Source organism: Pantoea leporis (assembly GCF_028048155.1).
Taxonomy (GTDB): domain Bacteria; phylum Pseudomonadota; class Gammaproteobacteria; order Enterobacterales; family Enterobacteriaceae; genus Pantoea; species Pantoea leporis.
In genome coordinates this window covers 106,104-127,188 of sequence record NZ_JALMEU010000012.1, presented here as the reverse complement: position 1 = coordinate 127,188, position 21,085 = coordinate 106,104, and the positions used below count along the sequence as shown (strand labels likewise).

At 58.6% G+C, this 21,085-nt stretch carries 19 protein-coding genes; 16 read left to right on the top strand and 3 right to left on the bottom strand.

Translation table 11 applies throughout. From position 1 onward, the window contains the following. The first annotated feature begins 201 nt into the window (after positions 1–201). Together phnE (MWH02_RS21825) and phnE (MWH02_RS21820) are read left to right on the top strand one after the other, a co-directional pair. On the top strand, positions 202–1,065 hold the full coding sequence (gene phnE / locus MWH02_RS21825; protein WP_101762813.1) for a phosphonate ABC transporter, permease protein PhnE: 864 nt from the start codon (positions 202–204) through the stop codon (positions 1,063–1,065). Beyond that, the gene (phnE, locus tag MWH02_RS21820; RefSeq protein WP_271461451.1) at positions 1,062–1,946 is read left to right on the top strand and encodes a phosphonate ABC transporter, permease protein PhnE; all 885 of its coding nucleotides are present in this window, start codon (positions 1,062–1,064) and stop codon (positions 1,944–1,946) included. The genes phnE (MWH02_RS21825) and phnE (MWH02_RS21820) overlap by 4 nt, the downstream gene beginning before the upstream one ends. Here the strand turns inward: phnE (MWH02_RS21820) and MWH02_RS21815 are convergent. Further along, complete coding sequence (locus MWH02_RS21815) at positions 1,900–4,488, bottom strand: ATP-binding protein (RefSeq protein ID WP_271461450.1); 2,589 nt, start codon at positions 4,486–4,488, stop codon at positions 1,900–1,902. The genes phnE (MWH02_RS21820) and MWH02_RS21815 overlap by 47 nt on opposite strands. Positions 4,489–4,632: 144 nt before the next feature. Between MWH02_RS21815 and MWH02_RS21810 the strand changes: the two genes are divergently transcribed. From MWH02_RS21810 to MWH02_RS21785, 6 genes are all read left to right on the top strand, one after another. Then, complete coding sequence (locus MWH02_RS21810) at positions 4,633–6,138, top strand: sugar ABC transporter ATP-binding protein (protein WP_210082088.1); 1,506 nt, start codon at positions 4,633–4,635, stop codon at positions 6,136–6,138. A gap of 10 nt (positions 6,139–6,148) precedes the next feature. Further along, positions 6,149–7,132: an ABC transporter permease subunit gene (locus tag MWH02_RS21805; protein ID WP_101762809.1), complete on the top strand. Its 984-nt coding sequence runs from the start codon at positions 6,149–6,151 to the stop codon at positions 7,130–7,132. Between the two features lie 183 nt (positions 7,133–7,315). Next, on the top strand, positions 7,316–8,254 hold the full coding sequence (locus tag MWH02_RS21800; protein WP_101762808.1) for an ABC transporter substrate-binding protein: 939 nt from the start codon (positions 7,316–7,318) through the stop codon (positions 8,252–8,254). Between the two features lie 116 nt (positions 8,255–8,370). After that, a complete protein-coding gene (locus MWH02_RS21795) occupies positions 8,371–9,054 on the top strand; it encodes a D-lyxose/D-mannose isomerase (protein ID WP_137386060.1) in 684 nt (227 codons plus the stop codon). 11 nt (positions 9,055–9,065) lie between these two features. Beyond that, positions 9,066–9,926, top strand: a complete 861-nt coding sequence (locus tag MWH02_RS21790) for a ketose 1,6-bisphosphate aldolase (RefSeq protein ID WP_271461449.1) — start codon at positions 9,066–9,068, stop codon at positions 9,924–9,926. A 4-nt stretch (positions 9,927–9,930) separates the two neighbouring features. Continuing rightward, positions 9,931–10,980 carry a carbohydrate kinase family protein gene (locus tag MWH02_RS21785; RefSeq protein WP_271461448.1) on the top strand — a complete coding sequence of 350 codons (1,050 nt, stop codon included), beginning with the start codon at positions 9,931–9,933 and terminating at the stop codon, positions 10,978–10,980. Here the strand turns inward: MWH02_RS21785 and MWH02_RS21780 are convergent. Then, positions 10,917–11,663, bottom strand: coding sequence for a response regulator (locus tag MWH02_RS21780; protein WP_101762804.1), 747 nt, complete (start codon positions 11,661–11,663; stop codon positions 10,917–10,919). The two genes, MWH02_RS21785 and MWH02_RS21780, sit on opposite strands and share 64 nt — an antisense overlap. 80 nt (positions 11,664–11,743) lie before the next feature. Between MWH02_RS21780 and MWH02_RS21775 the strand changes: the two genes are divergently transcribed. From MWH02_RS21775 to MWH02_RS21765, 3 genes are all read left to right on the top strand, one after another. Continuing rightward, positions 11,744–12,013 (top strand): hypothetical protein, encoded by a 270-nt coding sequence (locus tag MWH02_RS21775; protein ID WP_271461447.1) that lies wholly within the window; start codon positions 11,744–11,746, stop codon positions 12,011–12,013. A 61-nt stretch (positions 12,014–12,074) separates the two neighbouring features. After that, positions 12,075–13,373, top strand: a complete 1,299-nt coding sequence (locus MWH02_RS21770; RefSeq protein ID WP_008105472.1) for an NCS2 family permease — start codon at positions 12,075–12,077, stop codon at positions 13,371–13,373. Positions 13,374–13,634: 261 nt separating this feature from the next. Continuing rightward, positions 13,635–14,171 carry a DUF4164 family protein gene (locus MWH02_RS21765; protein ID WP_271461446.1) on the top strand — a complete coding sequence of 179 codons (537 nt, stop codon included), beginning with the start codon at positions 13,635–13,637 and terminating at the stop codon, positions 14,169–14,171. A gap of 50 nt (positions 14,172–14,221) precedes the next feature. Here MWH02_RS21765 and MWH02_RS21760 read toward each other — a convergent pair whose 3' ends face one another. After that, positions 14,222–15,670 (bottom strand): AMP nucleosidase, encoded by a 1,449-nt coding sequence (locus MWH02_RS21760; protein ID WP_271461445.1) that lies wholly within the window; start codon positions 15,668–15,670, stop codon positions 14,222–14,224. 400 nt (positions 15,671–16,070) lie between these two features. Here MWH02_RS21760 and MWH02_RS21755 point away from each other — a divergent pair, with 400 nt between their 5' ends. The 5 genes from MWH02_RS21755 to MWH02_RS21735 all read left to right on the top strand — a co-directional run bounded on the left by MWH02_RS21755 (position 16,071) and on the right by MWH02_RS21735 (position 21,084). Continuing rightward, positions 16,071–17,186 carry a branched-chain amino acid ABC transporter substrate-binding protein gene (locus MWH02_RS21755; RefSeq protein WP_101762802.1) on the top strand — a complete coding sequence of 372 codons (1,116 nt, stop codon included), beginning with the start codon at positions 16,071–16,073 and terminating at the stop codon, positions 17,184–17,186. Between the two features lie 82 nt (positions 17,187–17,268). Then, positions 17,269–18,183, top strand: coding sequence for an ABC transporter permease subunit (locus MWH02_RS21750; protein ID WP_008105462.1), 915 nt, complete (start codon positions 17,269–17,271; stop codon positions 18,181–18,183). Positions 18,184–18,193: 10 nt separating this feature from the next. Next, positions 18,194–19,474: a high-affinity branched-chain amino acid ABC transporter permease LivM gene (gene livM / locus MWH02_RS21745; protein ID WP_271461444.1), complete on the top strand. Its 1,281-nt coding sequence runs from the start codon at positions 18,194–18,196 to the stop codon at positions 19,472–19,474. Beyond that, positions 19,467–20,342, top strand: a complete 876-nt coding sequence (locus MWH02_RS21740; RefSeq protein WP_271461443.1) for an ABC transporter ATP-binding protein — start codon at positions 19,467–19,469, stop codon at positions 20,340–20,342. Before livM ends, MWH02_RS21740 begins: the two co-directional genes overlap by 8 nt. Continuing rightward, complete coding sequence (locus tag MWH02_RS21735; protein WP_101762798.1) at positions 20,335–21,084, top strand: ABC transporter ATP-binding protein; 750 nt, start codon at positions 20,335–20,337, stop codon at positions 21,082–21,084. The genes MWH02_RS21740 and MWH02_RS21735 overlap by 8 nt, the downstream gene beginning before the upstream one ends. Position 21,085: the final 1 nt, after the last annotated feature.

The following is a 21,085-nucleotide window of genomic DNA, read 5'->3' as shown; positions in this document are numbered from 1 at the left end:
TCCTCGGTCGGTGCTGGCTGTCCCCCATCCCGGCCTTCCCCCACAAGTGGGGGAAGGAGATGCTGCCACATGCGACTTCGGAGCTGCATTTTGCAGCATCTTCCTCCCCCATTAATGGGGGAGGACCGAGGAGGGGGACAGCGAGCACCATCCAGCGAGCACCATCCAGCACGCACCCTCCCAACCAACAGGAATCCCCCCTTGACCGATTTCGAACACTACTACCAACGCATCCGCCGCCAGCAAAAGCGCGACTCGCTGCTGTGGTCGCTGCTGTTACTGGCGCTCTATCTGGCCGCGGGCAAGATGGCGGAATTTAACCTGCTCACCGTCTGGCAGTCGCTGCCACACTTTTTCGATTACATTGGCGAAACCCTGCCGGTGCTGCATCTCCCGCTGCTGTTCGCTGACGGCAAAACCGAGGGTTCGCTGGCCTATTGGGGCTATCGCCTGCATTTCCAGCTGCCGCTAATCTGGGAAACCTTACAACTGGCGCTGTCGTCCACCATCATAGCTGTGGCGGTGGCTGGCGTGCTGGCGTTCTTCGCCGCCGACAACACCCAAACGCCGCGCAGCCTGCGCATGGCGATCCGCGCGTTTGTCGCCTTCCTGCGCACCATGCCCGAACTGGCGTGGGCGGTGATGTTCGTGATGGCGTTTGGCATTGGGGCCATTCCCGGCTTCCTCGCGCTGGCGCTGCACACCGTCGGTAGCCTGACCAAACTGTTCTACGAAGCGATTGAGAGCGCCTCGGATAAACCGGTGCGCGGCCTCGCGGCGTGCGGTGCCAGCAAACTGCAGCGCATGCGCTTTGCCTTCTGGCCGCAGGTCAAACCAACGTTTCTCTCCTACAGCTTTATGCGTCTGGAGATCAACTTCCGTTCCTCCACCATCCTCGGGTTGGTCGGTGCGGGCGGTATCGGGCAAGAGCTGATGACCAATATCAAACTCGATCGATACGATCAGGTCAGCATTACGCTGTTGCTGATCATTGTGGTGGTGTCGCTGCTGGATACGCTATCCGGCTGGCTGCGTCGCCGCGTAGTGGAAGGAGACGTATCATGATCGCCCTAGCGCCGGACGTCGCCAAACTCAAGCAGGAGCATGCCGCCCTGTTTGCCGCGCAAAACCGCTATCTGCGCCGCGTCGCGCTGGTGGCGCTGGCCATCGCGCTCTATTACCTGTTCTTTCTCGAGTTTTTTGGCATTGAGTGGAGCCGTTTTTTCATTGGCTGCCAGCAGCTCAGCCGCTATTTCCTGCGTATGTTTGTCTGGCAGGATTTCCTCAACTGGCCGTTTGCTTACTACTTCACGCAGGTCGGGATTACGCTGGCGATTGTGTTTTCCGGCACGTTGACCGCGTCACTGATCGCCTTGCCGGTCTCGTTCCTGGCGGCGCGCAACGTGATGCACGATCCGCTGATGCGTCCGATTGCGCTGGTGGTGCGTCGCGTACTGGATGTGCTGCGCGGCATCGACATGGCGATTTGGGGGCTGATCTTCGTGCGTGCCGTCGGCATGGGACCGCTGGCTGGTGTGCTGGCGATCGTGATGCAGGATGTCGGCCTGCTCGGCAAACTCTACGCCGAAGGGCACGAAGCGGTGGAGCGTTCGCCGAGTCGCGGTCTCAGCGCGGTAGGCGCGAACAGCCTGCAAAAACATCGCTACGGCATTTTCACTCAATCGTTCCCGACCTTCCTCGCGCTCAGCCTGTATCAGATTGAGTCCAACACCCGCTCCGCAGCGGTGTTGGGCTTTGTTGGCGCGGGTGGCGTCGGCTTGGTGTATGCCGAGAACATGCGTTTATGGAACTGGGATGTGGTGATGTTCCTGACCCTGATTCTGGTGGCGGTGGTGATGATTATGGATGTGGTCTCCAGCAAGCTGCGTAAACGTTACATCACGGGGAAAGGGGTGCCGTTGTGGCAGCCTGCCGCGCGCGACTGAGCCGTTCACTGCGCTGCCAGGCGCGCTCCAGCGCCTGCACCAGCTGCGCCTGATGCCAGGGTTTTGCCAGCCGCTCACACAGTGGCAGCGTGACCTGCGTCTGGCGCAGATCCTGACCGCTGATCAACACCGTTGCCAGATGCGGCCACTGCGCCTGCGCCTGGCGAATCACATCCGCGCCGTTAATGCCGCCCGGCAGCATCAAATCACTGATGAACAGATCGATATCCGGCGTCTGGCGCAGCAGCCTCAGCGCGCTTTCGCCGTCGCCACACTCCAGCGTCAGATAACCCAGCTGATGCAGATGTTCGCACAGCGTTTGCCGCACCGTCGGTTCATCATCCAGCACCAACACCAGCCGATCGTTGCTGGCCTGCGGCACCAGCGGCGGCGGCACGCTGAGCGGTTGCGCCGCTTCGGGCGCGCGCGGTAATAACAGCCGCACGGTGGTGCCTTGTCCTGGCGCGGTTTCCAGCTCAATCTGGCCGCCGGATTGCCGCACAAAGCCATACACCATGGATAAGCCCAAACCGCTGCCGCTGCCGATGGCTTTGGTGGTGAAGAACGGCTCAAACACCTGTTCACGCACCTCGGCCGACATGCCGCAGCCGTGATCGATCACTTCAATGGTAACGCGATCGCGCTTGCCGTCGGCTTCCTGTTTACGCTGATTCCAGATACGCAGGCGGATTTCGCCGCTCTGCTGCGCCATCGCATCGCGCGCGTTGACCACCAGATTGATTAGCGCGTTCTCCAGCTGTCCGGCATCGATCCACGCTGGCCAGCCGGGTCGCTGCGCATCAATTATCAGCTGCTGGCCGGGCAGCAGCGCGTGCTGCAGCAGCGAATGCAGATTATCCACCAGCTCCACCACCGACACCGCGCGCGGATAGAGCGCCTGCTTACGTGAGAAGGCCAGCAAGCGCTGCGTCAGCTGCGCCGCACGGTCGGCGGCCTGACGCGCGCGTTCGATGCGGCTGGCGAGCGTGCCGGGCGGCAGCTGATCGACGGTTAACGCCAGGCTGCCAATGATCACCGCCAGCAGATTATTGAAGTCGTGCGCCAGTCCGCCGGTCAGCTGTCCCACCGCTTTCATCTTCTGGCTGTGCAGCAGCGCTTCCTCCAGCGCCTTGCGCGTGGTGCGTTCCAGCACGGTATTCACCATGCCGCGCCGTGGCACCGGACTGAAGCGCAACTCCAGCGTGCGTCCATCCGCCAGCCGCACTTCCTGCGCATCGGCTAATCCGTTGAGCTCGACATCAACGCGTTTGAGTAGCTGCTGATAGTGCAAACCGCGATGCAGTTCACGCGGCGCGATGCCGAGCAGCTCGGCATATTGCGCATTCCATACCACCAGCTGACCGCTGTTATCGAACAGCGCAAAGCCGTCGCGCATGGCGAGAAAGGTCGATTCCAGCTGGTTGCTTTTCTCTTTTAGCAGGCGCGACGTGTGCGCCAGCGACGCTGTATTGCGCGCAAACACGTTGAAGGCGCGCGCCAGATCGCCCAGCTCATCGCGCCGCGCCAGGCCCGGCACGTTGACGCTCTTTTCACCCTGCGCCAGCCGCGTCATGGCGTGGGCGATGGCGGTCAGACTCGAACCGAGATTGCGGTAAATGTAGTAACCGGCGTAACCGGTGATCAGCAGCGCCAGCAGCATAAACAGGCCGATAAAGCCGATGATCGAATCCAGCTCTTCATGCGTCACCGCGCTGCGTGCGTCACTCTGTTGCGCCACCAGCTGCACGTAATGGGTGATGTCATCGTTGAGCATCGCCACCAGCGCTTTGATGCGATAAGTCGCGTAGGCGATGGCGATATCACTCTGCTCCAGCTGCTGCGCCACCGGCGGCAAATCCGTGCTGGTGGCGATCAGCCGCTGCACCTGGGTATTCAGCACACCGTTGAGCCTTAACGTTTGCCACTGACGCAGCACCGATTGCAGCTGCTGCACCGCGGCCTGTGGCGCGCTGGATTGAATCGCCACGCTGAATAAGCTGTGGGTTTGCTGACGCAGCGCGGCAGAAGGGGAATCGGTGCGCGTAAGCAGGTCAATGCGATTGAGTAACAGCTGCGATTGCCACAAGCCGCTCAGCATCACGTTGCGCTGCAGATGGCGCTGATGCCCGGCGCGCAGCAATTGATTAATGGTTTGTTCCAGCGTCTGGCTGCGCTCACGAATACGCGCTAGCAGCTGCGGCTGCTGTGCCGCCAGCGGCGCACTTGCCAGCAAGCTCAGCGACTGTTGCAGTTCCCGCTGCGTTTGCTGCAGGCGCGCCGATTCGCTCTGATACTCCAGCGCGCCGACCACCTGCGATAACCGCACCGCCGCAATGGCCACATTGGCGGTGTCGCGCGCCAGCGCCAGGCTGCCGTTCATATCGGCCAGCGTTTGTGCCTGCGCCTGTTCCTGAATGTGACCTGCGTGGCGAAATCCAAAAATCGCGACCAAGCTCACCGCCAGCGTCACTGACATCACCAGCAGATTAAACAGCAGCAGGCGACTGCGCGCGCCCGCGTGCCAGTGCAGACTGTGACTCATGGCTGCCACTCCTTACCGCTCAACTGCTGGCGAGTATAGAAGCGCGATCGGGGCGAAATATGACAAATATGAATGGCCGCTGACATTTTCCATTTATCTAAGCAGGTTTTACTCGCTGCAACCTTTGCCAGCAGGAGTCTGTAAATGGATGCCACACCGATACTCTCCATGCGGGGAATCACCCGACGCTTCGGCAACTTCTATGCGCTCAAGGGCGTGGATCTCACGGTCTGGCCCGGTGAAGTGCATGCGCTGATGGGCGAAAACGGCGCGGGCAAAAGTACTTTGATGAAAATTCTGGCCGGCGCCTATACCGCCAGCAGCGGGGAAATTCTTATCGACGGCCAGCCGTATGTCATAAAAGGCCCAAAAGAGGCGTTGGCGGCGGGCATCACCCTGATTTATCAGGAGATCAATCTGGCACCCAATTTGACGGTGGCGGAGAACATCTTTCTCGGCAGTGAAATCACACGTGGAGGCCTGGTGAAGCGTCGCCAGATGGCGGAAGAGGCGCAGCGGGTGATTGATCGCCTGGGTGCGCAGTTCAGCGCCACCGATCTGGTGAGCCGCCTGAGTATTGCCGAGCAGCAGCAGGTGGAAATCGCCCGCGCGCTGCACCGCAACAGCCGCATTCTGGTGATGGATGAGCCGACTGCCGCGCTCTCCAACCGTGAAACCGAGCAGTTGTTTGCGCTGATTAAACGGCTGCGCAGCGAAGGCATGGCGATCATCTACATCAGCCATCGCATGGCGGAAGTGTATGAGCTGTCGGATCGCGTGAGCGTGCTGCGCGACGGGCAGTACGTCGGCAGCCTGACGCGCGAGCAGCTCAACGCCAGCGAGCTGGTGCGCATGATGGTCGGGCGGCCGCTCAGCGATCTGTTCAACAAAGACCGCAATATTCCGCTCGGCGACATCCGTCTCGCCGTCAATCACCTGTGCGACAAACACAAAGTGCGTCCCAGCAGCCTGTCGGTGCGGGCCGGCGAGATTGTCGGGCTGGCGGGGCTGGTCGGCGCCGGACGCAGCGAACTGGCGCAGCTGATTTTTGGCGTGCATCAACCGAGCGGCGGTGAGATCTGGATCGACGGCGTGAAAGTGCAGATTCACTCGCCGCGCGACGCCATCGCACGCGGCATCGGTTTTCTCACCGAGAACCGCAAAGAGCAGGGCTTGTTCCTTGAACTGGCGGCGCAGGACAACATTGTGATGGCGACGCTGGAGCGCGATGCCAGCTACGGCCTGCTCAATCGGCGCAAAGGGCAGAAGATTGCCAGCGAGGCGATTGATGCGCTGAACATCCGCGTGCCGCATGCGCAGGTGCGCGCGGGCGGCTTGTCCGGCGGTAATCAGCAGAAGCTGCTGATTTCGCGCTGGGTGGCGATTGCGCCGCGCATTCTGATTCTTGATGAGCCGACGCGCGGCGTTGATGTCGGCGCCAAGAGCGAAATCTACCGCATGATGCAGCAGATGGCGCAGCAGGGCGTGGCGATTTTAATGATCTCCAGCGAGTTACCGGAAGTGGTGGGCATGAGCGACCGCGTTTATGTGATGCGTGAAGGCGCCATCGCCGGTGAGTTGAGTGGGGCAGAGATTAGCCAGGAAAACATTATGACACTGGCCACCGGCGCGCAGCCGGTTCAGGCCTGAGGAGAGCGCAATGACCAGTGAATCCGCACGCGTAAAAAGTCCCACCCTCAAGCGCGCGTTAATGAGTGACCTGCTGCAAACCGTCGGCATCCTGCCGATTTTGATCCTGATCGTGGCGGTGTTCGGCTTTGTCACGCCGAACTTCTTCACCGAGGGCAATCTGCTCAACATTACGCGTCAGGCCTCGATCAACATCGTGCTGGCGGCGGGCATGACCTTTGTCATTCTCACCGGCGGCATCGATTTGTCGGTGGGATCGATGCTCGGCACCACGGCGGTGGTGGCGATGGCGGTGTCGCTCGATCCGGCATTTGCGTCACTGACGATCCCGGCGGCGTTAGGTGCCGGGCTGATTATGGGGTTATTCAACGGCATTCTGGTGGCGTGGGCGGGGCTGCCGCCCTTTATTGTCACGCTTGGTACCTACACCGCGATGCGCGGCGCGGCTTATCTGCTGGCCAACGGCACCACGGTGATCAACTCCGACATCAACTTTGAATGGATAGGCAACGGCTATCTCGGGCCGGTGCCGTGGCTGATCATCATCGCCTTTGCGGTGATCGCGCTGTGCTGGTTCATTCTGCGTCGCACCACGCTGGGTGTGCACATTTATGCCGTCGGCGGCAACGTGCAGGCGGCGCGCCTGACCGGCATCAAAGTCAGCGTGGTGCTGCTGTTTGTCTACGCCATGAGCGGCTTACTGTCGGGGCTGGCCGGATTGATGAGTGCCTCGCGGCTCTACAGCGCCAACGGCAACCTTGGCGTCGGTTACGAGCTGGATGCGATAGCGGCGGTGATCCTCGGTGGCACCAGCTTTGTCGGCGGCATCGGCACCATCACCGGCACGCTGATTGGTGCGCTGATTATCGCCACGCTGAATAACGGGATGACGCTAATGGGCGTCTCCTATTTCTGGCAGTTAGTGATTAAGGGCGCGGTGATCATTATCGCGGTGTTGATCGATAAGTACCGGACGCGGCATCACGTGGGTTGAGTTATATCGTGCTTGCTGTCCCCCATCCCGGCCTTCCCCCATAAATGGGGGAAGGAGATGCTGCCACATGCAGCTTCCACACTCACATTTTGCAGCATCTTCCTCCCCCACTTGTGGGGGAGGACCGAGGAGGGGGACAGCGAGCACTAATCATAAAAACCAAAAAGCAGGAGAACATCGACTATGCGTTTTAATCCGATTCTAACCGGACTGCTGGCGGCTACGCTTCTGAGCGCGCCATTGGTGCAGGCCAAAGAGCTGAAATCCATTGGTGTGACCGTCGGCGATCTCGCCAACCCGTTCTTTGTGCAGATCACCAAAGGTGCCGAGCTGAAAGCGCGTGAACTGGCGGGCGACAAGGTCAACGTGACGCTGGTCTCCAGCGGCTACGATCTCGGCCAGCAGGTGGGGCAGATTGACAACTTCATTGCCGCTAAAGTTGACATGATCATCCTTAACGCCGCCGATTCCAAAGGTATCGCGCCCGCGGTAAAACGTGCGCGTGATGCCGGGATTGTGGTGGTGGCGGTCGACGTGGCGGCAGACGGCGCTAACGCCACTATCACCTCCGATAACACCGCTGCTGGCGCCATGGCGTGTAAATACATCTCCGACCGTCTGAAGGCCAAAGGCAACGTGGTGATCATCAATGGACCGCCGGTTTCTGCGGTGCAGAACCGTGTCGAAGGCTGCATGACCGAGCTGAAAACCCATCCGGACATCAAGCTGCTCTCCTACAACCAGAACGCCAAAGGCAGCCGCGAAGGTGGCCTCGAAGTGATGACCGGCCTGCTGTCGGCCAATCCGAAGATCGATGCAGTGTTCGCGATTAACGACCCAACGGCAATTGGTGCCGATCTGGCGGCGAAACAGGCTCAGCGCAATGAGTTCTTTATTGTCGGCGTCGATGGATCGCCAGACGGTGAAGAGGCGCTGAAACGCAAAGGCTCGCTGTTCGTGGCCACGCCAGCGCAGGACCCGCAGGTGATGGCGGCGAAAGCGGTGGAGATCGGCTATGACATCCTGCAGGGCAAGCCCGCGCCAGATAAGCCGGTGCTGATTCCGGTGACGATGATCGATCGTAACAGCGTCAGCAGCTATAAGGGCTGGACGGTGAAGTAAGCAGCCGCTGTCCCTCACCCTAACCCTCTCCCATAAATGGGAGAGGGGACAAACAGCGCCCTCTCCTGCTTGCGGGAGAAGGCTGGGGTGAGGGCCAGCGTGGAAAGGAGGTGAAGATGCAACGCTCAGAAGTGAATGCGATCCTACAACGCACCCGCGAATTCTTTATGCGTCAGGATGTGCATCTGCCGCCGTGGGCCGATTACGGCCTCAGCCAGTGGCGCGCGCTCGATAAACATGACGCCGATGAACTGCTGGCGCTGCATCTTGGCTGGGATGTCACCAGCTTCGGCGCTGACGATTTCAATCAAACCGGTTTAACCCTGTTCACACTGCGCAACGGTTCGCGGGGTGGCCAGCCGTGGGCCAAACCTTATGCCGAAAAAATCATGCATGTGCGCGAAGGGCAGGTCACGCCGCTGCATTATCACCCGCAAAAGATGGAAGACATTATCAATCGCGGCGGCGGCAATCTGATCGTCACGCTGCATAACCGTGTGGGCAATCAGCTGGCTGATACGGCGGTTAACGTCACACTCGATGGCATCCGCCAAACCCACGCCGCCGGTTCGCAGCTGCGTTTATCGCCGGGCGAAAGCGTTACCTTGTTGCCGGGCATCTGGCACAGCTTTTGGGGCGAAGAGGGCTACGGCGATGTGCTGGTGGGTGAAGTCTCGATGCCCAATGACGACGAACATGACAATGTGTTTCTCACGCCGCTGGCGCGCTTCAATCCGCTGGATGAAGATGAAGCACCGCGCTGGCTGCTGTGTAACGAATATCACCGCTGGCTGGCCTAAAGGAGCCTGATATGGCACTGATTTCACTGGCGCAGGGTTTGGCCCATGCGCAACAGAACGGCTACGCGCTTGGCGCGTTTAACGTCCTCGACACCCATTTCCTGCGCGCGCTCTATCAGGCCGCTGAGCGGCAGCGCTCGCCGTTTATTATCAGCATCGCTGAAGTGCATTTTAAGTATGTCAGCCTCGAGCATTTGGTCGCCGCGGTGCGTACCGAAGCGGCGCTGCACGCTATTCCGGTGGTGCTGCATCTCGATCATGGCCTGCATTTTGAGGCGGTGATGCAGGCGATTCGCCTTGGCTTCACCTCGGTCATGTTCGATGGATCGACGCTCAGCTACGAGGAGAACGTGCGCCAGACGCGCGAGGTGGTGAAGATGTGTCACGCGCTCGGCGTGTCGGTGGAGGCTGAACTCGGTGCGGTGGGCGGCGATGAAGGCGGTGCGCTGTTTGGCGAGGCCGATAGCGATAAATTTACCGATCCGGCGCAGGCCGCTGATTTTGTGCACTCCACCGGCATTGATTGCCTGGCGGTGGCGATTGGCAATGCGCACGGCAAATACAAAGGCGAACCCAAACTCGACTTCGACCGGCTGGCAGCGATTCGCGCGACGGCCGGCATTCCGCTGGTGCTGCATGGCGGTTCCGGCATTAGCGACGCGGATTTCCGCCGCGCCGTCAGCCTTGGCATCAACAAAATCAATTTCTATACCGGCATGTCGCAGGCGGCGCTCGGGGCGATTGAAGCGCAGATCGGCCAACGCGATGCGCGCTACGACGCCTTTGCTGAGTTGTTGATGGCGGTAGAGCGCGACATCGCCAACGTGGTGGCGCAGCAGATGCAGGTATTCGGCAGCGCCGGGAGGGCATAACCGCATGGTGCGTAACGGAATCATCGGTGCCGGCAGCATGCTGGTGGATCACGTGCAGCGCATCAGCCATTGGCCGGAACAAGGTTGGCTAACCGAGATTCAGCACAGCGAGAAGTGCAGCGGCGGCGCGGCGCTCAACGTACTGTTTACGCTGGCGCGCATGCAGCTGAATCTGCCGCTGGCGGGCGTCGGCATCGTAGGCGAGGACAGCGACGGCGACTACATTCTGCAACTGCTGGACGATCATCACATTGACCGCCAGTTTGTGCAGCGCATCGCAAGCATCAATACGGCGATGACGCAGGTGATGACCACGCCGGATGGCCAGCGCACCTTCTTCCATGCGCGCGGCGCCAATGGCAAGCTCGATCTGGCGCACTTCGCCGACGTCTTCACGTCCCATCGCATCTTCCATCTCGGGTATTTACTGCTGCTGGATAGCCTTGATGTGCCGGACGATCAATACGGCACGCGCAGCGCACGGCTGCTGGCGCAGATGCAGCAGCGTGGCTATCTCACCTCCCTCGATTTGGTGTCGCGCGTGGGCGAATATCGACCGCTGGTGGTGCCTGCGCTGCGCTGGCTCGATTATCTGGTGATCAACGAACTGGAGGCGCAATCACTCACCGGCATCAGTTTGCGCACGCCGCACGGGCTTGCCGCACCGACTGCGTTTGCCGAAGCGGCGACCTGGCTAATGCAGCAAGGCGTACGTCAGCGCGTGGTGATCCACGCACCCGAAGGCGCGTGGGGCCAGCAAGCGGACGGCGAAGGGCGCTGGCAACCGGCGTGGTGCTTAGCGCCAGAAGAGATCGTTGGCAGCGTGGGGGCAGGCGATGCGTTTTGCGCCGGTGTGCTCTATGCCAGCCATGAAGACTGGTCGCTGACGGAAACGCTGAAGCTGGCGCACACCTGCGCCTGTTTTAATCTGCATGCCGCCAACGCGCTGGACGGCACGCGGCCATTAGCCGAGATGCAGCGCTGGATGGATCAGGCGATTTGCGTTTCGCGCGCCGAAGAGGCCGGGCGCATCACGTCGGCGGAGAAAACATAGCCGAGACCGCGAATGGTGCGGATCAGGCTCGGTTGATGCGGATTGATTTCTATCTTGCGTCGCAGCCGCATAATCAGCACATCAATAGTGCGATCAAACACCTCAAGGCTTTCGCTGTGCGTCAGTTCGAGCAGCTGATCGCGGGTTAATACTTTGCGCGCATGCGCCACCAGCGCGCGCAGCAGCGTGTATTCACCTTGCGTTAGCGGCACGCTTTCGCGTTGTGGATTGAACAGCTGGCAGCGCGCATCGTCAAGGCGCCAGCCGTTAAATTGCCAACCTTCATCCGCTAACGCTTCCGGCTGCGCCAGCCGTCCGCAGCGTCGCAGCGCCGCGCGTGCCCGAGCCACTACCACGCGCGGATTGAACGGTTTAGCGATGTAATCATCCGCGCCCATCTCCAGCCCCACCACCATATCCGCTTCCGAACCCATGCCGGTCAACATGATCACCAGCAGATCGGGACGCTGCCGCTGCATCTGTTGCAGCACCAGCAAGCCGTTGGTGTCTGGCAGCATCATATCCAGCATCACCAGTGAAATTTCCGGGTGTAGCGTGAGCAGGGCTAGCGCATCTTTACCCTGATGGCAGCAATAAACGGTAAATACATGTTCATTCAACACATCGTGCAGCAATTCGCACACTGCACGATCATCATCGACCACCAGAATCGCGGGCTTCATGGATGCGCCTCTTTTGTTACGAAAGGGTTAAAAGCAGTGTAACCCGATGTTTTTTACCTGCTGATTAAGGCAACAGAAACGTGAGCGCCATCGCCTGGCAGAGTGCGGAAGCGTGCAGTGCCGCACTCTTTTTGCCAAACCATCGTCAGTTAGGAAAACGATTGCGCGGCGCTGGTGCAATGCACCATAATCGCGCCTCATTCTGGTTCAGAATAATCTTAGCCGCAGCCGCAAATGAAAACGTAATCGATTGCGTAGGGGAGTGGCATAGCTATTGCTATATGGACAGGGGAAAGCGCAAGGTTTCACAACCTGTTGTCCAGTTTGCTTCGCTTTCAAAACAACAATAAGCATGTAAACCACATTGGCAAGGAGCGCGCGCATTCGTGCCGTCTCCGCTCATGAGAGATGATGATGTTAGAAAAACTCTTCAAACTAAAAGCGCACAACACCACGGTTCGCACCGAAATCATTGCGGGTATCACCACCTTCCTGGCAATGGCTTACATCCTGTTTGTTAACCCGAGCATTCTCGGCGCAACCGGCATGGATAAAGGTGCGGTCTTCGTGGCGACCTGTCTGGCGGCGGCGATTGGCTGTGTGTTAATGGGCCTGATCGCTAACTATCCGATTGCACTTGCACCGGGCATGGGCCTCAACGCCTTCTTCACCTATACCGTGGTGCTGCATATGGGTTACACCTGGCAAGTCGCGCTGGGCGCGGTGTTCTTGTCGGCGGTGATCTTCTTTGCCATGTCGCTTTTCAAAATCCGTGAGTGGATTATTAACAGTATTCCGCTGCCGCTGCGTGCCGGTATTGGTGCCGGTATCGGTCTGTTCCTGGCGATTATCGCGCTGGAAGGCGCGGGTATCGTGGTGGATAACCCAGCAACGCTGGTTGGCCTGGGCGACCTGACCAAACCGGGTCCGCTGCTGGCGCTGCTCGGCTTCTTCATCATTGTGGTGCTGGAAGCGCGTCGCGTTACCGGTGCGGTGCTGATCGGCATTCTGGTGGTGACCTTCATTTCTATGGGCATTGGCCTGACGCCGTTTGGTGGCGTGTTCTCCGCTCCGCCCTCTATCGCGCCAACCTTTATGCAGCTGGATATCGCCGGTGCCTTTAACGTCGGTTTGGTGAGCGTAATCTTCGCCTTCCTGTTCGTGGACGTGTTCGATAACACGGGCACCTTGCTGGGTGTGACCAAGCGCGCTGGTCTGGCGGATGAGCAGGGCAACGTGCCGAAAATGGGCCGTGCGTTGATCGCAGATAGCGCCGCCGCGCTGTTCGGCTCGCTGCTTGGTACTTCAACCACCACCAGCTATGTGGAATCTGCTGCCGGCGTCAGCGCCGGTGGCCGCACCGGCCTGACGGCGATTGTGGTGGCGATTCTGTTTCTGCTGAGCCTGTTCTTCTCGCCGCTGGCGGGCAGCGTACCGGTTTATGCCACCGCGCCAGCGCTGCTGTTTGTGGCGGTGCTGATGGCGTCTGGCCTGGCGGATATTGACTGGAAAGATATCACCACCGCCGCGCCGGTAACCGTGACCGCGCTGACCATGCCGCTGACCTACTCGATCGCCAACGGTATTGCGTTCGGTTTCATCACCTGGACGGTGGTGAAACTGCTGAGCGGCCGCACTAAAGAGGTCAACCCGGCGCTGATCATTCTGTCGATACTGTTTGTTATCAAACTGGGCTGGCTGAGCGCGTAAATGTTACTTAACGGAAGCCCGCTCGGGCTTCCGTGTCTGCTGTTGCATCCCTTCGTTTATTTTCTGCGTGACATTTCGCAATCCTTTTTGATGCTCACTTTCCTTCCCTCTCAAAACAGCCCAGGCTGTGCGTGTTATTTGAACCTGCCCGCAAAAAATGTGCTGTGAATGGCGGGATCGTGGAATGTTAACGCTGCGCAAATCTGTTTCACTAACAGTGTGGTGGAAAGATTGAGCTGCGCGATGGAAGAGGATTCGGTGATGGATTACCCCATTAGCAATACAACTCGAGTGTTCCCACCGCTTATTTTTGACGTTGGTAACAAAGGAGATCATCAAATGGAACAACTCACCAAACGCGTTGAAGAGCTGGAAAAAACCACGCAGCAGATTCAGATGGATGTTGCTGTGCTAACCGCGCGTTCAGAGCATTTTGCGACTAAAGCGGATATCGAAAAGGTCAGAGCCGAGCAGGGCGTGATGCGTGTGGAGATTATGGGCGAGCTGGGGGCGCTTGAACAACGTCTCGATAAAAAGTTTGAGCGGATGGAAGACAAATTCGATAAAAAGTTCGAAAAGATAGATGAGAAGTTTGGAAAGATAGATGAGAAGTTCGAAAAAATTGATGAGAAGTTTGAAAGGATTGATGAGAAGTTCGACAGAGTTGATCAGAGATTCAATCAGCTGGAAGATAAAATATCTGCCTTCAACAACAGCATCACCTGGAAAATCATGATACCGACCGGCCTTCTGGTGCTGGCGTGGTTTGTGCAGAATATCGTTTTGAAAATGTCATGACGCGCTTTACTGCACGGTTCCGGCCCTTCATGGGCCGGAACTCATCATGATTACCTAAACGGCGGCTCGTTGAAGGTTCTCAGCTTCCTCGAATGCAGCTTGTCGCCTTCAGCTCGCAGCAGTTCTACCGCGCAGATGCCAATCTGCAGGTGCTCGGAGATTGCGCCCTCATAGAAGCGGTTTGCCTGGCCCGGTAGCTTGATCTCGCCATGCAGCGGTTTATCGGATACGCATAGCAAGGTGCCGTAAGGCACGCGGAAGCGATAACCCTGCGCGGCGATGGTGGCGCTCTCCATATCAACCGCTACGGCGCGGCTCAGGTTGAAGCGCAGCGCCGAAGCGGAGTAGCGCAGCTCCCAGTTACGGTCATCGGTGGTGACCACGGTGCCGGTGCGCAGGCGCTGTTTAACTTCTTCGCCGGGCATGCCGCTGACCGCTTTGGTGGCGTTATACAGTGCGCGCTGCACTTCGGCGATGCTCGGGATTGGGATATCTGGCGGCAGTACGCTATCCAGTACGTGGTCGTCGCGCAGGTAGGCATGCGCCAGCACATAGTCGCCGATGGTCTGGCTTTCGCGCAGTCCACCGCAGTGGCCAATCATCAGCCAGGCGTGCGGACGAATCACCGCCAGGTGGTCACAGATGGTTTTGGCATTGGATGGGCCCACGCCGATGTTCACCAGCGTAATGCCGCGACGATTCGGTGAAGTCAGGTGCCATGCCGGCATTTGGTGCTTCTTCCACGCCAGATCGGACATCATCGCCGTCGGGTCTTGCGTATCGGCGGTGATCACCACTTCACCGGCGCAGGCCAGGCTGTCGTAAGGCGTGGTGGGATCCTGCACCTGCTCAATCGCCCAGCGCACGAACTCATCGACGTAGCGCGTGTAGTTGGTAAACAGCACGAACGGCTGAAAGTGCTCTACGCTCGTGCCGGTGTAGTGGCGCAGGCGTGCCAGTGAGAAATCGGTGCGCAGGGCGTCAAAGTGCGACAGCGGGAAAATCGCATTGGCGTGGAACAGGCCGTCGGCGGTTTCATCACCGATTTGCGACAGTTCGGTGGTGGGGAAATGGCGTGCGATGCTGGCGCTCATTGAGCGGTCCAGTGACAAGCCGTCAATCACATAAGGATAAGGAATTTCCTGCTGTGAAGGCGCGACCTCAATCAGCACGTCGTACTCCTTCTCCAGCATCTGCAGCTGCTCGCTGAGATAGTGCCGCAGCAGCGCCGGGCGCGTGATGGTGGTGCTGTAGCTGCCGGTATGGGTAAAACGTCCCCACGCGCGGGTGCGATTTTGCTGCGGACCTTCACCCAGCCAGGTGATGCGCAGCTGCGGATAAACAAACAGCCCTTGCTGACGCGCGGCCTCATCCGGCAACTGTCCGGTGGCAGTGAAATCGCGAATGGCGTTGCGCAGCGCGTCAACGGCTGCATCGTACAGGCGTTCTAGTTCGTCCAGCGCTTGCTGGCTGCTCAATCCGTTCCGTTGTGTATTCATGGGTTCTCCTTCAGAAACATGGACCGTTTTCACCAGAGCATAGCGGATAAACCCTTCGCTACGATGAAGAATCTGTGATCGACCGCATTCTGCACCATCACGGTGCTGGTGCGTGGCGTAACCGCGGCTATGTTTATGATCAGCAGGGATGTTACATCGCGTGTCTCCTGTTCTGGAGCGATGCCCGAGTAATAAATCGTCCACCTTCGCGGTATTGGCGAGCTTATTGCTTAGTTTTCAACCGTGGCCTTAATGAATCCATCCGGTTCTTAAAGCAGGTTGCCATAAATGGCGACTCTTCAGGTGTTGGAGGCCGCACTCTGTTCTGCCGAAGTTTCAGAAATTGATTTCTCCCAGGCCGTGGTATGGCTCCGTTCCTGACCCGTTGAGGATTGAAAGCATGTCTTTGAAATTCATAAAACACCCAATGAAGGTGGCGATTGCAGGTTGTTTAAGCGTGGCCTTTTACGCTCAGGCAGATATTAAAATTGGTGTGGCGGGTCCGTTCTCAGGGCCTAATGCGACGTACGGCGCGCAATACTGGAAAGGCGCAAGCCAGGCCGCGGAGGATATCAATGCGGCAGGCGGCATCAACGGCGAGAAAATCGTGCTGGTGCAGGGCGACGACGCGTGTGAACCGAAGCAGGCGGTATCCGTCGCTAACCGATTGGTCGATCAGGATAAAGTGATGGCGGTGGTCGGCCACTTCTGCTCCTCATCCACCATGCCCGCTTCGGAAGTCTATGATGAGGCCGGCGTTTTAGCGATCACGCCCGGATCCACCAACCCAAAAATTACCGAACGCGGCATGAAAACTCTATTTCGCATGTGTGGGCGTGATGACCAGCAAGGCGCCATCGCCGCGGATTACATCATCGACAAGCTGAAAGCGAAGAAAGTGGTCATCATTCATGACAAAGACACTTACGGCCAGGGTTTGGCGGATGCCACCAAAGCCTCACTTGAGAAGCGCGGCGTAAAAGAAGTGCTGTATGAAGGATTGTCGCGCGGCGAGAAAGATTTCAATGCGCTGGTAACCAAGATCGGCGCGCTGAAACCGGACGTGGTCTATTTCGGCGGCTGTCATCCGGAAGCCGGTCCGCTGGTGCGCCAGATGCGTGAGCAGGGCGTTAATGCGGCTTTCTTCTCCGGCGACTGCATTGTGACGGAAGAGATGGTGACGGCAGCAGGCGGCCCGCAATATACCAAAGGCGTCTACATGACCTTCGGCAACGATCCGCGCACTATCGCCGATGGCAAAGCGGTTATCGACAAATTCCGCGCCAGCGGATTTGAGCCAGAAGGTTACACCCTGTATGCCTACGCCTCCGTGCAGACGCTGGCCGCCGCTTACAAAGCAGCCGGTAAAGACAACGCCAAGGCCAGCGACTGGCTGAAAGCCAACAGCGTCGATACCGTCATGGGCAAAAAAGGCTGGGACAGTAAAGGCGATCTCAAGGTGTCGGATTACGTCGTGTATCAATGGGACGACAAAGGCAAGTATCACCAGCTGTAATGTGCCACGCGGCCCCGCGCAGTGCGGGGCCATTCGCGATTGCGCGCGAGGTGTGCGCTCCCATTGAGTACGAGACGACATTATGGACGCCTTTTTCTTACAGCAGCTGATCAACGGTTTAACGCTCGGTGCCGTGTATGGCCTGATCGCCATCGGCTACACCATGGTTTACGGCATTATCGGCATGATCAACTTCGCCCACGGCGAGGTGTATATGATCTCCGCCTATCTGTGTGCCATTGGCTTATCGCTACTCAGCTTTTTTGGCATTCACTCCTTCCCGCTACTGATATTCGGCACCTTAATCTTCACCATTATCGTTACCTCGGCTTACGGCTGGGCGATTGAGCGCATCGCCTATCGACCGCTGCGCAATTCGACGCGCCTTGCGCCGCTGATTTCAGCGATCGGCATGTCACTGATTTTGCAGAACTATGTGCAGCTCAGTCAGGGGCCAAATCAGCAGGGCATTCCGACGTTGCTGACCGGCGTGTTGCGCATGGAATTTGATGGCGGCGTGGTGCAAATCACCTGGACCAAAATCTTCATCCTGATCGCGGCGTTTTGCGGCATGGCGCTGCTGACCTGGATTATCCAGTACACCAAACTCGGGCGTATTTGCCGTGCAGTGCAGCAGGATCGACGCATGGCTTCCATTCTCGGTATCAATACCGATCGCGTTATCTCGCTGGTGTTTGTGATTGGTGCGGCGATGGCGGGATTGGCCGGCGTGCTGGTGACCATGAATTACGGCACCTTTGATTTTTACGCCGGATTTATCATTGGCATCAAAGCGTTCACCGCTGCGGTGCTCGGCGGCATCGGTTCGCTGCCGGGCGCGATGCTTGGAGGATTATTGCTGGGCGTCGCGGAAGCGCAGTTCGCCGGGATGGTGAATTCTGACTACAAAGATGTGTTCTCGTTTTCGCTGCTGGTGGTGATTTTGATCTTCCGCCCGCAAGGACTGCTGGGACGTCCGCTGGTCGCTAAAGTGTGAGGAAGCCCCGATGAATGCAATGACGCAAAATCCTGTGCGCCAGGCGCTGCTCGATACGCTGCTGGCGGGGTTAGTAGCGCTGGTGGTATTTGGTCCGATTGTTGGCGTGGTGCTCGACGGTTACAGCTTCAAACTGACGCCACAGCGCGTGGCGCTGCTGGTGGCGGTGGTGATGGCGGGGCGTTTGCTGTTCAGTTTGTTTCTGCACGCGCCTGTTGGTCAGCGCATCATGCGCAAGTTTACCAGCAGCGATGACGGGGTTTACGTGCGCGAGCCTGGCTATCGTTCGCGTTTGCGCTGGATATTGCCGCTGCTGCTGATCGTGGCGCTGGCCTTTCCGTTTCTCTCCAGTAAATATCTGCTGACGGTGGCGATTCTCGGCCTGATTTATGTGCTGCTCGGGTTGGGCTTGAATATTGTGGTTGGGCTCGCCGGATTACTTGATCTCGGCTACGTGGCTTTTTATGCCATCGGAGCGTACGGCCTGGCGCTTGGCTATCAATATCTCGGATTGGGTTTCTGGAGCATGCTGCCGCTGGCGGCGCTGCTGGCAGCTTTTGCTGGCGCGCTGCTCGGGTTCCCGGTGCTGCGCATGCACGGCGATTATCTGGCGATCGTTACGCTCGGCTTCGGTGAAATCATTCGTCTGGTGCTGACCAATTGGGTCGCCTTTACCGGCGGCCCGAACGGGGTTTCCGTGCCGTCGCCGACCTTCTTTGGCCTCGAGTTTGCCCGCCGCGCGCGCGATGGCGGCGTGCCGTATCACGAGTTTCTGCACGTCACTTACAACCCGAATATGAAATTTATCTTTATCTATGTTGTGCTGGTTCTGGTGGTGTTGCTGGTGCTGTGGATCAAGCATCGCCTGACGCGTATGCCGATTGGCCGCGCCTGGGAAGCGCTGCGTGAAGATGAGATTGCCTGCCGCGCGATGGGGCTTAACCATGTGTTGGTTAAGCTTTCAGCCTTTATGTTGGGCGCGTCAACGGCGGGCATCGCCGGGGTGTTTTTTGCCAGCTATCAGGGCTTCGTTAATCCCACCTCGTTTACCTTTTTTGAGTCGGCGCTGATTCTCGCCATTGTGGTGCTCGGTGGTATGGGATCGACGCTCGGCGTGGTGCTAGCAGCGTTTGTGCTGACGGTGGCACCGGAACTGCTGCGCAGCTTTGCCGAATACCGCGTGCTGCTGTTCGGCATGCTAATGGTGCTGATGATGATCTGGCGGCCACGTGGGCTGGTGCGCACCGCACGCGTTGGCGTGCCACTGCGAAAAGGAGTGCGCCATGAGTGATGCCATCCTGCAAGTGGACAACCTGATGATGCGCTTTGGCGGCATCAAGGCGCTGAATGACGTCAGCCTTGCGGTGGAGCGCGGTTCGGTGACCTCATTAATTGGTCCTAACGGCGCAGGTAAAACCACGGTGTTCAACTGCCTGACCGGTTTTTATCGCGCCAGCGGCGGACGCATTGTGCTCAACGCCAATCAGTGCAGCACCGATGTGATTCAGGTGCTGGGGCAAAAAATTCACGCAGGTGACTGGATCAATCCTACACGGCTCGGCTCGCGGCTCTGGTACAAGATGTTTGGCGGCGCGCATTTGGTGAACCGCGCCGGGCTGGCGCGTACCTTTCAAAATATCCGGCTGTTCCGCGAAATGTCGGTGATTGAGAATCTGCTGGTGGCACAGCATATGCAGGTCAATCGTCAGCTGCTGGCGGGCGTGCTGAACACGCGCGGCTACCGCGAAGCAGAAAATCGCGCGCTGGATCGCGCTTTTTACTGGCTGGAAAACGTCGATTTGGTCGCCAGCGCCAACCGCCTGGCGGGCACGCTCTCTTACGGTCAGCAACGGCGGCTGGAGATCGCGCGCGCCATGTGTACGCGACCGGAACTGATTTGTCTGGATGAACCGGCGGCTGGGCTGAATCCGGTGGAAACGGAGGCGTTGAGCGCGATTTTGCATCGTCTGCGCGCCGACCATCGCATCAGCGTGTTGCTGATTGAACACGACATGCCAATGGTGATGCGCATTTCCGATCACATCGTAGTGCTCGATCATGGCGATGTGATTGCCCAGGGCACGCCGCAGCAAATTCGTCACGATCCCAAAGTGATTGCCGCCTATCTCGGCGCAGAAGAGGAGAGCGATCATGGCTGAACCGATGCTGGCTTTTGAGCAAGTCGATGTGTTTTACGGTCCTTTGCAGGCGTTGAAACAGGTTTCGTTGACGGTGAATCAGGGCGAAACCGTGGCGCTGATCGGCGCTAACGGCGCGGGAAAATCCACGCTGCTGATGTCGATCTTTGGTCAGCCGCGCATTGCCAGCGGCGAGATCCGCTTGCGCGGCGAAGCGATCAGCCAGCGTTCGACGCACTTCATCGCCGCCAGCGGCATTGCGCAGGCCCCGGAAGGACGACGCATCTTCCCTGATATGACGGTGGAAGAGAACCTGCTGATGGGCACCATCGCTATCGGCGAACGTTTTGTTAAACAGGACAAAGATCGCATGTATCAGCTGTTTCCGCGCCTGCTGGAGCGGCGTAAGCAGCGCGCCATGACGCTCTCGGGCGGCGAGCAGCAGATGCTGGCGATTGCCCGCGCGCTGATGAGTCGACCTAAGCTGTTGCTGCTCGACGAACCCAGTCTTGGCCTCGCGCCGATTGTGGTGAAGCAGATCTTTGGCATTCTGCGCGAGTTGACCCAGCAAGGCATGACGCTGTTTCTGGTGGAGCAGAATGCCCGCCATGCATTGCAGCTAGCCGATCGCGGCTATGTGATGGTGAACGGTGAGATTCGCCTGAGCGGCAGCGGCGCAGAGCTGCTCAATAATGACGACGTGCGCAGCGCCTATTTGGGCGGCGCAGCCGATCCTGCGGTGGTGGCGACAAAAAGTTTGTAAT

Coding starts and splice junctions, on each gene's coding strand:
- phnE (WP_271461451.1), top strand. CDS start 1,062: ATGATCGCCCTAGCGCCGGACGTCGCCAAACTCAAGCAGGAGCATGCC.
- MWH02_RS21815 (WP_271461450.1), bottom strand. CDS start 4,488: ATGAGTCACAGTCTGCACTGGCACGCGGGCGCGCGCAGTCGCCTGCTG.
- MWH02_RS21810 (WP_210082088.1), top strand. CDS start 4,633: ATGGATGCCACACCGATACTCTCCATGCGGGGAATCACCCGACGCTTC.
- MWH02_RS21805 (WP_101762809.1), top strand. CDS start 6,149: ATGACCAGTGAATCCGCACGCGTAAAAAGTCCCACCCTCAAGCGCGCG.
- MWH02_RS21800 (WP_101762808.1), top strand. CDS start 7,316: ATGCGTTTTAATCCGATTCTAACCGGACTGCTGGCGGCTACGCTTCTG.
- MWH02_RS21795 (WP_137386060.1), top strand. CDS start 8,371: ATGCAACGCTCAGAAGTGAATGCGATCCTACAACGCACCCGCGAATTC.
- MWH02_RS21790 (WP_271461449.1), top strand. CDS start 9,066: ATGGCACTGATTTCACTGGCGCAGGGTTTGGCCCATGCGCAACAGAAC.
- MWH02_RS21785 (WP_271461448.1), top strand. CDS start 9,931: ATGGTGCGTAACGGAATCATCGGTGCCGGCAGCATGCTGGTGGATCAC.
- MWH02_RS21780 (WP_101762804.1), bottom strand. CDS start 11,663: ATGAAGCCCGCGATTCTGGTGGTCGATGATGATCGTGCAGTGTGCGAA.
- MWH02_RS21770 (WP_008105472.1), top strand. CDS start 12,075: ATGATGTTAGAAAAACTCTTCAAACTAAAAGCGCACAACACCACGGTT.
- MWH02_RS21765 (WP_271461446.1), top strand. CDS start 13,635: ATGGATTACCCCATTAGCAATACAACTCGAGTGTTCCCACCGCTTATT.
- MWH02_RS21760 (WP_271461445.1), bottom strand. CDS start 15,670: ATGAATACACAACGGAACGGATTGAGCAGCCAGCAAGCGCTGGACGAA.
- MWH02_RS21755 (WP_101762802.1), top strand. CDS start 16,071: ATGTCTTTGAAATTCATAAAACACCCAATGAAGGTGGCGATTGCAGGT.
- MWH02_RS21750 (WP_008105462.1), top strand. CDS start 17,269: ATGGACGCCTTTTTCTTACAGCAGCTGATCAACGGTTTAACGCTCGGT.
- livM (WP_271461444.1), top strand. CDS start 18,194: ATGAATGCAATGACGCAAAATCCTGTGCGCCAGGCGCTGCTCGATACG.
- MWH02_RS21740 (WP_271461443.1), top strand. CDS start 19,467: ATGAGTGATGCCATCCTGCAAGTGGACAACCTGATGATGCGCTTTGGC.
- MWH02_RS21735 (WP_101762798.1), top strand. CDS start 20,335: ATGGCTGAACCGATGCTGGCTTTTGAGCAAGTCGATGTGTTTTACGGT.